Raw genomic sequence first — 15,339 nt, 5'->3', positions numbered from 1 at the left:
GTGGATGACCGAAAACGGGATTCTACGCCGCAAAAATCAACTGGGCGTGCCGTCAACCTTGACCTTCGGAATCGCTTCAAAAAAATCGGTGCCAACGGCGACAATACAACTTAAGCCGTTCGCATGGGTCACCAAAACGGTGTAGCTACCCGTTTCGCGTGAGGTCCAGACCTCCATGACCGACTGCGCGCCGCGTGTTTTCTGCAAACCCCCGAAAACCAGCTCTTCCGAGTAGCTTTTCTGCAGCTTGTCAACTACATGCTCGCGCTCTGCACAATTCTGGGCAAAGGCGGGCGGGGCCGTGGCGGCCATGCCAAAGGTCAGGGCGACTGCGAATATACGTTTGAACATAGCAAACTCCTTTCGTTTCACTTTGTGAGAGGAGCGCACCGGGAGAAGCCAGTGCCCCCCTCGGTTTAAATGTCGGGATCAGTTGGTGTGGTTTCAAAGCACGAATGCTCAAGAAAACGTTGGCAGCTGGTGATCCTGACAGGTACATCATAGCAGAAACAATTTGGTTTTATTGTGTCCCACTTCACAAGGCATGGCATAATGGCAACACAACCCCGCGCATGGCAGAGGATGCTGTCGGGCCGCAGGCTGGACCTGCTGGACCCGACCCCGGTGGATATCGAGATCGAGGATATCGCCCATGGCCTGGCCTTTGTGGCGCGTTGGAACGGGCAAACGGCGGGCGATTTCGCCTATTCCGTGGCCGAGCATTCCCTTCTGGTCGAAGAGCTTTTTGGCCGTATTGCACCCAAAGCGCCCGTGAAATGGCGGCTGGCAGCTTTGCTGCACGACGCGCCGGAATACGTGATCGGAGACATGATCTCACCCGTCAAATCCGCCGTAGGCCCGGACTATGGCGCGCTGGATGACCGTCTAGCAGCGGCGATTCATATTCGCTTTGGGCTTCCTGCCGAGGTGCCTAAATCGGTAAAACGGCAGATCAAAAAGGCCGACAAGATCAGCGCCTGGATGGAAGCCACCCAGATCGCGGGTTTTTCCGAGGCGGAGGCGACGAAGTTCTTTGGTCGTCCGGATCGGGCGGTGATGGAGGGGCTGGAGATCAGGCTAAGGCCGCCTGTGGACGTGCGAAAAGCCTATACTGAGCGGCACTGCGAATTACTCAATTTGTTTTGCTGATTGAAGGCTAAGTAGAAAGTTGGAGAATGCTGGCTTTAGTTCGACGCCTCTTAGTCTACGGGTCCTTCATAGCGTTGAATTTCTGTTGCTTAATCATTTCAGCTGTTCTGTTTGATGGCTGCACTAAGTGCTATGTGGACTCGAACGCAGAGCGATGGTCGATGGCAGTTACAGCGATCACCATTTGGGTTTGGCCGTATCTGTTCTTGACTATTTGGATCGGAGCCAAAGCTTACTCTGCGCGATGCAAGAACAGACCCCTGCCGCCGCTCTTGGCTGCCTTTTTCTTTGGGTTCGTGGTTTACTCGAGTACTTGGCTAGTTTGGGCCGGAATCGCTTTGCGCTGCGGCAAGGACTGCTTTCCGCCGCATAGGCTGGCATATGTATTTGAAACGGCAGGCCATTGGGGGTTCTTCATAGGTCTGGTGGGGTTGGTTGTCTGTTACTTAAAAGAAAAGGCAATGGAGTAACCAATATGTCGCATTCAAGTAAGCTCGCAGACTGACAGCAAGTCCAAGTTGCAAACACTAGCGCGAGTTGCGCTTCGCCAAAACCCGCCGCAGTGTTCGGCGGTGCATGTTCAGGCAGCGTCCAGTGATCAAAACTTCGGTTGCAGATGCGTCTACAATCTCACCCAATTGTCCTAGCGATGTAGCGGAGAACCGGCGAAATCTTGCCGCACGCTGACAAGCCTCTTTTCACAACACATAAGGTCACCCTAAAACTTGCGTGTCTTCAAAATGGGCAGTGAAGATTCTTGAATACGGGCAAACGCAAAACGGACACAACTTGGCCGCGCTTATCTGGCGGCGCGCGAACCGCAATTGCGGTGGGGCTTTTGAGTCTAGTATCTGCCTGCGCCCATGGTCCAACCGATGTGCAACTTGATCCAGAACGTCAGTCAATGGCGCTGCAAGAGGTGTCACAAAAGCAGGCTCGAGGGCAACGGGTATGGTGCGTGCCCTACGCACGAAGCCTCAGCGGTATCGAAATTCGCGGCAATGCCAAGGACTGGTGGGGTAAAGCGCGCAGTGCGTTTGAGCGAGGCAACGAACCGGCTGTCGGTTCGGTCATGTCGTTTCGGGCAACGCGCGGGATGCCTTTGGGCCATGTGGCTGTCGTGTCCGATGTTGTTAGCGACCGGGTCGTCATCGTGAACCACGCCAATTGGCACCGCAACAAAGTGTCATTGAAAATGGGCGTGAAAGATGTCTCCAAGAACAATGACTGGACAATGGTCCGGGTCGAGAGCGTTCCGGGGCAATATGGCAGTTTGTACCCGGTGAACGGGTTCATCTATCCGAAGTCTGGCGAGTAGCCCGAAAGACTACCCTCTCAACAGACTAGTGAAGGCTCTGATTTTTACCGCGGGCTTCGCTTCGCCAAAATTCGCTGCAACGTCCGACGGTGCATGTTCAGCCGCCGTGCGGTTTCCGAGACGTTGCGATCGCACAGCTCATAGACCCGCTGGATATGTTCCCAGCGCACGCGGTCCGCGCTCATCGGGTTTTCAGGTGGCGGCGGCAGTTCGTCGCCCTTGGCCAGCAGCGCGTTAGTGATGTCTGTGGCATCAGCGGGTTTGGACAGGTAGTCGGTCGCGCCGATTTTGACGGCGGCGACGGCTGTGGCGATGGCCCCGTAGCCGGTCAGCACCACGACCCGGCTGTCAGGGCGCTTTTCGCGCAGCACTTCGACGACGTCCAGACCGTTGCCATCCTCTAGCCGCAAATCCACAACTGCATAAGCCGGTGGACGCGCGGTGGAAATGGCGCGGCCAGCAGCGACAGAACCTGCAGTTTCAACTTCGAAACCGCGTTTTTCCATGGCTTTGGCAAGGCGTCTCAGGAACGGCTCGTCATCATCCACCAGAAGCAGAGATTTATCGGGGCCGATATCAAGCTGGGAACTGTCTGCCATCGTTGAGTCTTTCCGCTATTTCATGCCTTTGGCTTTATCTAGAAGTAATAGCAGCGCGGGGCCAAAGGTCAAACTGGCTTGTCAGGACCCGGCTTGATCCAAAAAGCAGCCGACCTTGTCAGCCATTTGCTGCGCTGTGTCTTCACGTTTGAAGAACTCAAGAAACCCATCTTCGGGTGTGACCAGATAGGTGAAGGTAGAATGATCGACCAGATAGTATTCGTCGCTTTTGTCATGGGCTTTGTAGTAGGTTTTGTAGGCCTGGCTGGCCGCCCTGACCTGCTCGGGTGAACCGGTCAGGGCGATCAGACGCTCATGCAGGTTGAAGGCGTAATCTCCGACCACTTCGGGCGTGTCGCGATCGGGATCGATCGAGATGAACAGTGGCGTCACGGATTGCCCGCGCTCGGCCAGAATGTCCACGGCCTCGGCGTTGCGGGACATGTCAAACGGGCAGACATCGGGGCAGAACGTATAGCCGAAATAGACTAGCGTCGGCTCGGTGATCACATCCTTGTCGGTGACCGTCTCGCCCTTACCATTGACCAGTTCGAACGGACCACCGATCGCCGCCGCTCCACCCGCGATCTGGCTGGAACGGCATTGCGCGTATTTGTCATCCGACCCGGACCCCATTGTCAAAAGCCACATGGCGCCAAGGCCGATAGCAAGAACGACAGCTGCGAGAATAGCATACAGGCGGGTCATGATCGTTTTCCGTGTGCAAGGGGTTGTTGATCGTATCAGCCGGGACACCTATCAAGATGATCAGCCGATGCAACAGGACATAAGTGACCAATGGCAGAATCCAACCAGAGTTTATGGGGCGGTCAGGAACGCAGCAGCTGGATCAGGCTGCGTACCCTTATCCTGCTGCGCTGGGTGGCCATCTTTGGCCAAATCACGGCTATCACGGTGGCTCAGCACAGCTATCATGTGCAGCTTGAGGTCACGCTCTGTTATCTGGCGATCGGCGTTTCGGTGATCGGCAACCTGACGGCCAGCTTCCTGTTCCCGCAGAACAAACGCCTGACCGAGTTTCAGAACTTCCTGATGGTGCTATTCGACCTGTTTCAACTGGCGATCCTGCTGTATCTGACCGGCGGATTGAACAATCCATTTGCCCTGCTGTTGCTGGGTCCGGTCACGATCTCGGCCAATGTCATGAGTACCCGCTCAACGCTCATCGTGGGGGCCGTGGCGATTGCGCTGGCTACCCTTCTGGCTGAGTTTCACCTGCCCCTGCGGACCGAGATTGGCCTGGTCCTGCAAATCCCCGACATTCTTCTGTTCGGCAACTGGGCCGCGATCATCATCGCCATTGTCTTTATCGGGGCCTACTCGCACCGGGTCAGCTCCGAGGCGCGCTCGATGTCCGAGGCGCTGGCGGCCACGCATATGGCGCTGGCGCGCGAACAGAAGCTGACCGATCTGGGAGGAGTTGTCGCCGCCGCCGCGCATGAGCTGGGGACCCCTCTGGCGACGATCAAACTGGCCAGTTCCGAGTTGATTGAGGAACTCGACGACCGCCCCGAACTGAAAGAAGACGCAGCCTTGATCCGTGAGCAGGCGGACAGATGCCGGGACATCCTGCGCGATATGGGACGCGCCGGCAAAGACGATCTTCATCTGCGCCAGGCTCCATTGTCCACGGTGGTCCACGAAGCGGCTGAGCCGCATATAGACAGGGGCAAAACCGTGCATTTTGCCGAAGGTCCGGTTCTGGATGGGGATGTGCAACAACCTTCGATCCTACGCAAACCCGAGATCATTCACGGTTTGCGCAACCTGATCCAGAACGCGGTGGATTTCTCGCGCGAGAATGTCTGGGTCGAGGCGGAGTGGACCTCGGACAAGATCACCGTCTGTATCATGGATGACGGGCGCGGCTACCCCTCGCATCTGATTGGGCGGATTGGTGACCCCTTGATGCGGCGCAGACGGGCCGAAACAGACCAGCGCGCGCGCCCCGAGTATGAGGGTATGGGTCTGGGCCTTTTCATCGCCAAAACCCTATTGGAACGCAGCGGGGCGGATCTGGAATTTGCCAACGGCTCGGACCCGTATCAGCACCTCTCCGACAAGCCTGACCGCCGGGGTGCTATCGTCAAGGTCGAATGGCCGCGCAATCGCATCGACGCGCAACAGGGCGATACCCCGGTACCATCCGGGCGCAACCAGCCTATCCAGGTCTGAGTTAAGACACCGTTAACCATTTTCGCCTTAGGTTGCGTCGGGGTTCCGTAGTCGTAAGGGGAGAAGATGGCAGACTGGATCATTCTGGCCGCGATCAGCTTGGTCTCGTGCTGTTTTGCGGTCATGTGGCTACTGCCGCGTCGTGCCCGGCGAGACAACAGCTATGGCATGTTCACTGCAAGCTCCCTGTTCGACGCCGTTTTTCTGTTCGATGGCGACCGCCTGATCAGCCACTCTGATATAGCGTTGGCCGGTTTCGAACATGTTGCAGATTGGAGCGATCTTCGACGCTTGTTGCAGCGCGACTTTCCGACCTTCCCGGAAACGCCTGACCTCGTGCGCGATCAGGGCAATCTGGTTGTCTCGGCCATCGACTGCACGGTTGAGCGTGAGGTTCTATGCGAATGGATTGACGGGATCGTTCGAATCCAACTGCACGAACCGACGAGAGAAAAGAAAACCAAGCTGCGGGATCCGAATGATCCGATCCGGCTGGCGATGGATCAGGCACCCTATCCGGTCTGGCTGCTGGATCAGAACGCAAGCGTGCGCTGGTGCAACGCGGCCTATGTCGCCCTTGTTCGCAAGGCGCGCGGGCTGGATGCTGACTTGACCCTATCGCTGTTCCCAGATATCGGGGCCGAGCCGCTACGCGGCGGGAAATCCCGCGTCTCGATCGACGTGGCCGGAAGCGACAGCAAATTGTGGTTCGACCTTACTCAGGTGGATCACACGGAAGGCCGCCTGTTCTATGCGGTTGATATCAATGCGATTGTGCAAGCCGAAACCGCCCAGCGCAAATTCGTGCAGACGATGACCAAGACCTTTGCGCAGCTGTCGATCGGCCTGGCTATTTTCGACCGCAACCGTCAACTGGCCCTGTTCAACCCGGCGCTGATCGACCTAACCACCCTGCCGCCGGATTTCCTCAGCTGCCGTCCCAATATTTCCAGCTTTTTTGACCGGCTGCGGGATCAGCACATGATGCCCGAGCCCAAAAACTACCGGTCATGGCGCAACCAGATGAACGATCTGCTCGAGGCGGCTGAAGACGGGAACTATCAGGAAACATGGTCCCTGCCCTCTGGCTCGGTCTATTCCGTCAGTGGCCGCCCGCATCCCGACGGGGCCGTGGCGTTTCTATTCGAAGACATCACCGCGGAGATCACCCTGACTCGGCGCTTTCGGTCCGAGATGGACCTGATGCAATCGATCCTCGACAAGCTGGCCGACGCAATCGCGGTCTTTTCCGAAGACGGCACATTGGCCCTGACCAACTATGCCTATCAGCGGCTCTGGGGAACCCAGGATGAGGCCGGATTTCACAGTGAGACAGTGACCGAAGTCACGCGCATCTGGCAGGATCATTGCGTCGCTACTCCGGTCCTGGGAGAGATCCGCGATTTCGTGGACATGCGCGATGACCGCACCGAATGGAGCGCCGAGATTCAGATGCGCAACGGCACCGCGCTGGACTGTACCGTTGTGCCCATGCAGAACGGTGCCACGATCGTGCGCTTTGAGACAGCAACCAAATCTCTGGCCGCCGAACCCATGGCCCAGATCAGCGCCTGAACCGGGTTGCAGCCGCTTGGGCGCAGGTCCATTGTGGCGCCATGACTTCGGCACCTGTTACCCTCACCCTGCAAAGCCCTCAGGACACCGCAGATTTTGCGGCGCGTCTTGGCGCGACCTTAAGACCTGCGGATGTATTGCTGCTGCAAGGTGAGATCGGCAGCGGCAAGACCCACTTTGCCCGTAGCCTCATCCAATCACTGATGAACCCGCCCGAGGATGTGCCCTCACCGACCTTCACACTGGTGCAGGCCTATGACACGCAGATCGGCGAGATTTGGCATTGTGACCTCTACCGGCTGACCTCGGTGGATGAGGTTGACGAGCTGGGCCTGACCGAAGCCTTCGACACAGCGCTATGTCTTGTGGAATGGCCTGACAAACTGGGGCCGCTGACCCCCGACACCGCATTGACGCTTGCCTTCCAAACCGACCCGATTGAGACCGAGATACGCCACATGACCCTGTCTTGGTCTGATCCGAAATGGCTTGGGAAACTGGAGAATACTCTATGACAGATCGCACTGTGCTGGCCGAGGCCCTGATTGCACAGACGCCATGGGCCAATGCCACGCGCGCACCTTTGGCCGGGGACGCCTCGAACCGCAGGTATGAGCGTCTGACTGATCCGGCGACCGGTCGCACGGCGGTTCTGATGGACGCCCCGCCGGATCGCGGAGAGGATGTCGAACCCTTCGTCCGGATCGCGAACCATCTGCGCGCGGTGGGCCTCAGCGCGCCCGAGATTTACGTCGAAGACAATCAGAATGGCTTCTTGGTGCTGGAGGATCTGGGCGATGATCTATTTTCACGCGTTCTGACCAAGGACCCGAGCCAGGAACGCCACCTCTATGAGGCAGCGACGGACGTTCTTCTGCACCTGCATGAGGCCCCGATCCTGCCCCTGCCCTCATACGATCCCACATTGATGACCGAGCTGGCCGCTCTGGCCTTTACCAAATACGCGCAGGCCATTCTGGGTGACCACGATGCAGATGCGCAAGAGAGGTTCGAGCTGCGCTTTGCCGATATCCTGCTGCAAGAGACTTCGGGCACCAAAGTCGTCGTGCAGCGGGACTACCACGCCGAAAACCTGATCTGGCTGCCAGAACGCGAGGGCGTGCAGCGCGTCGGCCTTCTGGACTTCCAACTGGCGATGCTGGGGCACCCGGCCTATGATCTGGTCTCGCTCTTGCAGGATGTGCGCCGAACCGTGCCGACCGGAATCGAAATGCAGATGGTCAATCGCTATATCGCGGCCTCTGGTATGGATGACCATGACTTCCGCACCGCCTACAGCGTTCTCGGCGCGCAACGAAACCTGCGTATTCTGGGTGTTTTTGCCCGGCTGGCCACGGATTATGGCAAGCCACATTACGTCGATCTGATCCCCGCCACATGGGCGCATCTGATGCGCGATCTGGAGCATCCCGCGCTGATCCCGGTTGCCAACATCCTGCGCGACGCCCTGCCCGAGCCAACTGCGGAAAACCTTGCAAGGCTGAAAGCATCATGAGTCAATCCCCCGATGCCGTGATGCTGTTTGCCGCCGGATTCGGCACCCGGATGGGCGCGTTGACCAAAGACCGGCCAAAACCTTTAATCGAGGTCGCCGGACGCCCGCTGATCGACCACGCGCTAGCATCGGTGGATGCCGTTCACCCGTCCCGTGTGGTTGCAAACCTCCACTATCACGCCGATCAGTTGCAGGCTCACCTAGCGCCCAAAGGCATCCTGCTCTCGCATGAAACACCCGAGATTCTGGAAACCGGCGGCGGTTTGCGGACGGCTTTGCCTCTGCTTGGCACAGGCCCGGTTTTCACCATGAACACCGATGCAATTTGGGCTGGACCCAACCCGCTAAGCCTGCTGCAAGAGGCATGGGACCCGGATCGGATGGATGCGCTTTTGATGTGCGTCCCGATTGGTCAAACCATCGGGCATGCGGGCAAAGGGGATTTTACCGCCGATGCCGAAGGGCGGATCACGCGCGGGCCGGGTCTGGTGTATGGCGGCGTACAGATTCTCAAAACTGACGGGCTGCAGCACATTCCGCAGAAGGCTTTCTCCTTGAACCTGTTGTGGAACCAGATGCACGACCGCAACCGCCTTTTCGCGCTGAAGTATCCCGGCCGTTGGTGTGACGTCGGACGCCCAGAAGGAATCGCTCTGGCTGAGGGGATGCTGGCGGATGTTTGACACCAGCGCTCATCCACGGGTGTTTGCCGTTCCGCCGGGCACGGATTTCCCCAACGCGCTGGTTGCCGGGCTGCGGCAGCGCGCCTCCGGCCCGCCCGAGGCGTTGGCCCGCGCGCAATTGGTGGTCAACACGCGCCGCATGGCCCGACGGGTACGAGACCTGTTTGATAAGGGGCCGCCATGCCTGTTGCCTCGGCTTTCTCTGGTCACCGATCTGGGCGAAAGCGTTGATCTGGCGCAGATTCCACCCGCCATACCCCCGCTGAGGCGGCGGTTGGAGATGACCCAGCTGATCTCAAAACTGCTGGACCAACAGCCTGATCTGGCCGCACGGGCCTCGCTGTTCGACCTGTCCGGCAGTCTCGCCGCCTTGATTGATGAGATGCAGGGCGAGGGCGTGTCCCCCGACGCGATCCGCCAACTGGATGTCAGCGATATGTCCGGCCATTGGGCCCGCGCGCAGGCGTTTATCGGCATCGCGGATCACTTTGTCGATGCCAGCGATCAGGCGATGGATGCACAGGCGCGGCAACGTCGTGTGGTCGAAAACCTGATCGACCGCTGGCAGGAGGCTCCGCCACAACATCCCGTCATTTTGGCCGGCTCGACCGGATCGCGCGGTACCACGCTGATGCTGATGCAAGCCGTCGCGCGCCTGCCACAAGGGGCCTTGATCCTGCCGGGCTATGATTTCGACCAGCCGCGCGCCGTTTGGGACCGCCTGGACGAGGCGCTGACCTCTGAGGATCACCCACAATATCGGTTCCGCAAATTGATGCGAGAACTGGGGTTGGAGCATGACCACGTCCTGCCCTGGACGGATGAACAACCGCCCTCACCCGCGCGTAACCGATTGGTTTCTTTGGCTTTGCGCCCTGCCCCTATCACCGATGCGTGGATGTCAGAAGGCCCATGCCTGACCGAGTTGGATCAGGCCACGCGCGACCTGATACTGGTCGAGGCAGACTCACCCCGGTCCGAGGCCCTTGCCATCGCCCTTCGCCTGAGACAGGCGGCTGAGACGGGCCAGACCGCCGCTTTGATTACACCCGATCGGATGCTGACCCGGCAGGTCAGCGCGGCATTGGATCGCTGGAACATCCTACCCGATGATAGTGCTGGTCTTCCGCTGCAATTGTCTCCGCCCGGCCGGTTTCTGCGCCATGTAGCGGGCCTTTTTGCGCGCGGTCTGGAGGGTGAGGCGCTGCTGACGCTGCTGAAACATCCTCTGTGCCATGACGGGGGTGAACGGGGGGCCCACCTGCTGCATACCCGCGATTTGGAGCTGGACCTGCGCCGCCATGGCCCTCCATTCCCGGACCAAGCCAGCCTGACCGCATCCGCGATCCGCACCGAAGCGCCCGAGGGATGGGTGAGCTGGGTCAGCGCGCATTTCTGCGATCAGCAAGTCACCGGGGAACTCCCCCTGACCGAATGGGTCGACCGATTGCGTTCTCTGGCCGAGGCGATCTCGGCTGGACATGCGAGCGATCAAGGTACCCTGTGGGATAAGAACGCCGGCCAAAAGGCCCTGTCAGTGTTGACCAATCTGCGCGATGAGGCCCATCACGGCGGCCCCATGACCGCGCATGACTTCGCCGATCTGCTAGGCGCGCTTTTGGCCGGAGAAGAGGTCCGCGACCGCGACGCCCCGCACCCGCATATCATGATCTGGGGCACGCTCGAGGCCCGGGTGCAGGGTGCAGATCTGCTGATCCTCGGCGGTTTGAACGAGGGCAGCTGGCCCGAAGCCCCAGCGCCAGACCCATGGCTGAATCGCCAGATGCGCGACAAGGCGGGATTGTTGCTGCCCGAACGGCGGATCGGGCTCTCGGCGCACGACTTCCAACAAGCCATTGGTGCGCCCGAGGTCTGGCTGACCCGCGCCACCCGCTCGGACGATGCGGAAACCGTGCCCTCGCGCTGGCTGAACCGTCTGACGAACCTGTTGCAAGGCCTACCTGACCAAGGCGGCCAAACGGCGCTATCAGATATGCGCGCGCGGGGTCGGACCTATCTGAAATGGGCCAAAACACTGGAGCAAGCCCCTCGGATTGAGGCAGCGCATCGCCCCTCGCCCAAACCTCCGGTTGCCGCCCGACCGCGACGCCTTTCAGTCACCGAGATCAAGCGCCTGATCCGCGACCCTTATGCGATTTACGCCAAACATGTGCTGCGTCTGAAACCACTCGATCCGTTGGTGCAGGCCCCCGATGCGTTGCTGCGCGGGATCGTGATCCATGAGATTCTGGAACATTTCGTCAAGGACAGCGTGCTGGATACCGCTTTGCTGACCCGCGAAAACTTCCTGAAACGTGCCCATGACCTGCTTGAAACGCACGTCGCCTGGCCGACCGCCCGCAAGCTATGGCTGGCGCGGCTGGAGCGGATCGCCGACGACTTTCTGAGTGCCGAGGTCAATCGCCGGGGCGACAGCGGCCCGGTGGCGTTTGAGGCCGCGATGAAGCTGGTGTTGGAGCCTCTGGATTTCACCATCGCAGGGCGTGCCGACCGGATCGATTGCAACAGCCGAGGCGCGTTGCGGATTGTGGATTACAAAACCGGCGCGCCTCCGACCGAAAGCCAGCAGGCGAAGTTCGACAAACAACTGTTGATCGAAGCCGCCATGGCCGAGCAGGGCGCCATCGAAGGGATCGACCCCACCGACGTGGCCGAAGCGATCTTCATCGGTATGGGCGGCAGCTACAAAGAGGTCGCCGCTCCGCTCGCCAAAGAGCCCACGGACAAGGTGCTGGCTGAGTTAAAAGAGCTGATTTCTGCCTACTTAGACCCTGATCAGGGTTTTTCATCGCGCCGCATGCTGCACAAGGACACCGATATCGGCGACTATGATCATCTGGCCCGGTTCGGCGAATGGGATCGCACGGCCGAAACGCTCCCTGAGGACCTGACATGAGCGCGCGGAACGACGCCACCGAGCGGCAAGTGCAGGCCGCGCGCCCCGATGCCTCGACCTGGTTGGCAGCGAATGCCGGGTCGGGCAAAACCCGCGTGTTAACCGACCGCGTGGCGCGTCTGCTGCTGAGCGGGGTGCAACCGCAGCACATCCTCTGCCTGACCTACACCAAGGCCGCCGCCAGCGAGATGCAGAACCGGCTGTTCAAACGGCTGGGGGAATGGGCGATGTTGGGGGACGCGCCGTTGCTGGCGCAGCTGACGGATCTGGGCGTCGAAGGAGCAATCGACTCGGACCGTCTCGCGCAGGCCCGCACCCTGTTTGCCCGTGCGATTGAGACCCCGGGCGGGTTGAAAATCCAGACCATCCACTCTTTCTGTGCCTCACTGCTGCGTCGCTTCCCGCTTGAGGCCGGTGTCAGCCCTCAATTTGCCGAAATGGAGGACCGCGCCGCCGCTTTGTTGCGCGAAGAAATCATCGAGGACTTCGCCGAAGGCCCTCAGTCCGGGCTGATCGAAGATATCGCGCGGTTCGTCACCGATACCGGGTTTGACAGGCTGACCGCGGCAGTGACTCAAAAGCGGAACCTGTTCGCGCAGCCCTTGCAGCGCTCGGATCTGTTGCAGAGGTTTGGCCTACCGGAGGGGTTTGACGACGACACCCTGTCGGGGCAGGTGTTTCTGGGCGGTGAGGTTGACCTGATCCAATCCATGTTGCCTGCACTGATTGAGAGTGGCGGCAACAATGCCAAGGCCGCCGCGAAACTCGCAGCATTCACCGAGGCAAAACTGACCCATCTGCCAACGTTGGAAGGCGTCTTGCTGACGGGCAAGGGCGCGAAGGAGCCGTTCACCGCCAAGATCAACGGTTTCCCGACTAAAGCCCTGCGCGAAGGCGCTCTGGCGGACCGCATGCCACAGCTGGAATCGCTGATGCTGCGGGTTGAGGCCGCGCGCGAACAACGGCTGGCTCTGGTTGCTGCGCAAAAAACCACCGTTTTGCATCGCTTCGCCGCAGCATTCCTGCCGGAATATGAACGCCGTAAGCAGCTGCGCGGGTGGCTGGACTTTGACGATCTGATCCTCCGCGCGCGACAGGTGCTGAACGACCCGGCGGTGGCCGAATGGGTGCTGTACCGGCTGGACGGCGGCATCGACCACATTCTGGTGGACGAAGCGCAAGACACCAGCCCAGATCAATGGGATGTGGTCGAGAAGCTGGCGCAGGAATTCACCAGCGGGGAAGGGGCTAGGTCCGAGGTTGAACGCACGATCTTTGTGGTCGGCGACAAGAAACAGTCGATCTATTCCTTCCAGGGCGCCGACCCGCAGGCCTTCGACCGAATGCAGGCAGAGTTTGGGCGAAAGCTGCAAGAATCAGGCTCTAAACTGTGGGATTCGACGCTTGAATATTCATTCCGATCCTCCAGCGCGATCCTGTCATTGGTTGATTTGCTGTTCGAAAACCAGACTGAGGCCGGGTTTCACAAAGAAAGCCAGCACCGTGCGTTCAAGTCAGACCTGCCGGGACGCGTAGACCTCTGGCCCGTGGTGGAAAAGGTCGAGGATGAGGAGGATGGCGATTGGACCGATCCGGTGGATCGGCCCGGGTCGCGCCATCATACCGTCATTTTGGCCGAGCAGGTGGCGCAGTCTATCAAGCACATGATCGACACTGGGGCCACAATCCCCGAGGATGGCGAAACGCCCGGCACATTCGTGCGCCGTAAGGTTCAGCCGGGGGATTTCCTGATCCTGGTCCAGCGCCGCTCGGACCTGTTTGCCGAGATCATCCGCGCCTGCAAAGCCCTGCATCTGCCCATCGCCGGGGCCGACCGTTTGAAAGTCGGCGCCGAGCTGGCGGTGAAGGATCTGGCGGCACTGCTAAGCTTTCTGGCCACGCCCGAAGACAGCCTGTCGCTGGCGACGGTCCTGAAATCCCCGCTGTTCGGCTGGTCCGAGCAGGCGCTGTTCGATCTGGCCCATCGCCGGCAAGAGAAATTCCTGTGGGCCGCGCTGCGCAATCGCTCGGACGCGTTTCCCGAGACGCTTGCAATCCTTAACGATCTGCGTGGACAGATCGACTTTCTGAGGCCGTTTGACCTGATCGAGCGTATCCTGACCCGTCATGACGGGAGGCGAAAACTGCTAGGTCGGCTGGGGGCCGAGGCCGAGGATGGGATCAACGCGCTGCTCTCGCAGGCTTTGGCTTATGAGCGAACCGATATTCCTAGCCTGACCGGCTTTCTGGTCTGGATGCAGACCGACGATCTGGAGATCAAACGCCAGATGAGCGGCGTGGGCAACATGATCCGCGTGATGACCGTGCATGGCTCAAAAGGGTTGGAAGCGCCGATCGTGATCCTGCCGGATACCGGCAAACGGCAGGCCCCGCGCGATGCCGAGATCATGGTGGCTGATGGAACGCCCCTGTGGAAGGTTCCCGCCGATGTCTCGCCCAAGCTGATCTCCAGCGCCCGCGAGGAGGCCCGAAACCGCGAAGAAAATGAGCGCCTTCGATTGCTGTATGTGGCTCTAACACGGGCGGAAAAGTGGTTGATCGTGGCCGCTGCTGGGGATGTCGGGAAGGATGGAACCAGCTGGTATCGGATGGTCGAGGCCGCAATGGAGCGCGCGGGCGCGACACAGATAGAGGGGTCGCTGACACGGCGACTGGCCCATGGCGATTGGGAGGGATTGCCGCTGGTCGAACGCAGCGAACACGCCGAGCCAAGTCAGGACCTGCCCGCGTACTTCCAGCATCCCCCTGAGGATCCGCCCTCAGAACCAGAAACTCTCAGCCCCTCGGACCTTGGTGGGGTAAAGGCGCTGCCCGGTGATGCGGGACAGGATGAAGAGGCCGCAAAGCTGCGCGGCACCCGATTGCACCTGATGCTGGAACATCTTCCCAGCGCGTCTCGGGATGACTGGTCCATGCTGTGCGCTCGGGTTCTACCCGATATGCAGGATCAGGCGAGAGCCGAGTTGTTGTCTGAGGTCACCAAGGTTTTGACAGCGGATCACCTGAAAGCAGTCTTCGCGCCGGATGCGCTGGCCGAGGTCCCCGTTTCAGCGGAACTGAACGGGCGGCGGATGCATGGCATCATCGACCGGCTGATCATAACGGATACCGAAGTACATGTGATTGATTTCAAAACAAATGCCACGGTGCCCGACCAGCCAGAAGCCTGCCCCGAAGGCCTGTTGCGACAGATGGGGGCCTATGCGCAGGCGATAAGTCAGATTTACCCGGACAAGACCATTCGTACCGCCATCCTGTGGACGCGGACGGCTGCGTTGATGTGGCTGCCACACGATCTTGTGACGCAATCGCTGACCCGCGCCCAGATATCTTGACCTTACCCGACGCGGCACCTACGTTCCTTT

At 59.8% G+C, this 15,339-nt stretch carries 12 protein-coding genes and 1 pseudogene; 9 read left to right on the top strand and 4 right to left on the bottom strand.

Annotated features, from left to right (window positions below; all coding sequences use genetic code 11):
* Window positions 1-36 precede the first annotated feature (36 nt).
* On the bottom strand, window positions 37-351 hold the full coding sequence (locus ACR0KL_RS10585) for a hypothetical protein (protein ID WP_170380174.1): 315 nt from the start codon (window positions 349-351) through the stop codon (window positions 37-39).
* Window positions 352-552: 201 nt separating this feature from the next.
* Between ACR0KL_RS10585 and ACR0KL_RS10580 the strand changes: the two genes are divergently transcribed.
* Window positions 553-1,149: an HD domain-containing protein gene (locus tag ACR0KL_RS10580; RefSeq protein ID WP_170680555.1), complete on the top strand. Its 597-nt coding sequence runs from the start codon at window positions 553-555 to the stop codon at window positions 1,147-1,149.
* A gap of 527 nt (window positions 1,150-1,676) precedes the next feature.
* Here ACR0KL_RS10580 and ACR0KL_RS10575 read toward each other — a convergent pair.
* Window positions 1,677-1,781 (bottom strand): annotated as a pseudogene (locus tag ACR0KL_RS10575) (two-component system response regulator); the annotation flags it as partial.
* A 197-nt stretch (window positions 1,782-1,978) separates the two neighbouring features.
* Here ACR0KL_RS10575 and ACR0KL_RS10570 point away from each other — a divergent pair.
* Window positions 1,979-2,467: a CHAP domain-containing protein gene (locus ACR0KL_RS10570; protein ID WP_480777009.1), complete on the top strand. Its 489-nt coding sequence runs from the start codon at window positions 1,979-1,981 to the stop codon at window positions 2,465-2,467.
* 44 nt (window positions 2,468-2,511) lie between these two features.
* Here ACR0KL_RS10570 and ACR0KL_RS10565 read toward each other — a convergent pair whose 3' ends face one another.
* The gene (locus tag ACR0KL_RS10565; RefSeq protein ID WP_050604676.1) at window positions 2,512-3,066 is read right to left on the bottom strand and encodes an ActR/PrrA/RegA family redox response regulator transcription factor; all 555 of its coding nucleotides are present in this window, start codon (window positions 3,064-3,066) and stop codon (window positions 2,512-2,514) included.
* A gap of 81 nt (window positions 3,067-3,147) precedes the next feature.
* Entirely contained in the window at window positions 3,148-3,774 is a 627-nt protein-coding gene (locus tag ACR0KL_RS10560; RefSeq protein ID WP_170680560.1) for an SCO family protein, read from the bottom strand.
* A gap of 90 nt (window positions 3,775-3,864) precedes the next feature.
* On the opposite strand from ACR0KL_RS10560, the gene regB reads away from it, so the two are divergent.
* The 7 genes from regB (at window position 3,865) to addA (ending at window position 15,309) form a co-directional block, all read left to right on the top strand.
* On the top strand, window positions 3,865-5,262 hold the full coding sequence (gene regB, locus ACR0KL_RS10555; RefSeq protein WP_170680563.1) for a sensor histidine kinase RegB: 1,398 nt from the start codon (window positions 3,865-3,867) through the stop codon (window positions 5,260-5,262).
* A gap of 66 nt (window positions 5,263-5,328) precedes the next feature.
* A complete protein-coding gene (locus ACR0KL_RS10550) occupies window positions 5,329-6,837 on the top strand; it encodes a PAS-domain containing protein (RefSeq protein ID WP_170680566.1) in 1,509 nt (502 codons plus the stop codon).
* 41 nt (window positions 6,838-6,878) lie between these two features.
* Window positions 6,879-7,352, top strand: coding sequence for a tRNA (adenosine(37)-N6)-threonylcarbamoyltransferase complex ATPase subunit type 1 TsaE (gene tsaE / locus ACR0KL_RS10545; RefSeq protein WP_170680585.1), 474 nt, complete (start codon window positions 6,879-6,881; stop codon window positions 7,350-7,352).
* Window positions 7,349-8,353 (top strand): phosphotransferase, encoded by a 1,005-nt coding sequence (locus ACR0KL_RS10540; protein ID WP_170680587.1) that lies wholly within the window; start codon window positions 7,349-7,351, stop codon window positions 8,351-8,353. The genes tsaE and ACR0KL_RS10540 overlap by 4 nt, the downstream gene beginning before the upstream one ends.
* A complete protein-coding gene (locus ACR0KL_RS10535) occupies window positions 8,350-9,036 on the top strand; it encodes a nucleotidyltransferase family protein (RefSeq protein WP_480776995.1) in 687 nt (228 codons plus the stop codon). The genes ACR0KL_RS10540 and ACR0KL_RS10535 overlap by 4 nt, the downstream gene beginning before the upstream one ends.
* Window positions 9,029-11,953 carry a double-strand break repair protein AddB gene (gene addB / locus ACR0KL_RS10530; protein ID WP_480776994.1) on the top strand — a complete coding sequence of 975 codons (2,925 nt, stop codon included), beginning with the start codon at window positions 9,029-9,031 and terminating at the stop codon, window positions 11,951-11,953. Before ACR0KL_RS10535 ends, addB begins: the two co-directional genes overlap by 8 nt.
* A complete protein-coding gene (gene addA, locus ACR0KL_RS10525; RefSeq protein WP_480776993.1) occupies window positions 11,950-15,309 on the top strand; it encodes a double-strand break repair helicase AddA in 3,360 nt (1,119 codons plus the stop codon). Before addB ends, addA begins: the two co-directional genes overlap by 4 nt.
* The last annotated feature ends 30 nt before the right edge of the window (window positions 15,310-15,339 follow it).

The organism is Ruegeria sp. C8, assembly GCF_056537565.1.
Note: the sequence above shows the minus strand (reverse complement) of the source record. Positions and strands in the feature narration are given on the sequence as shown.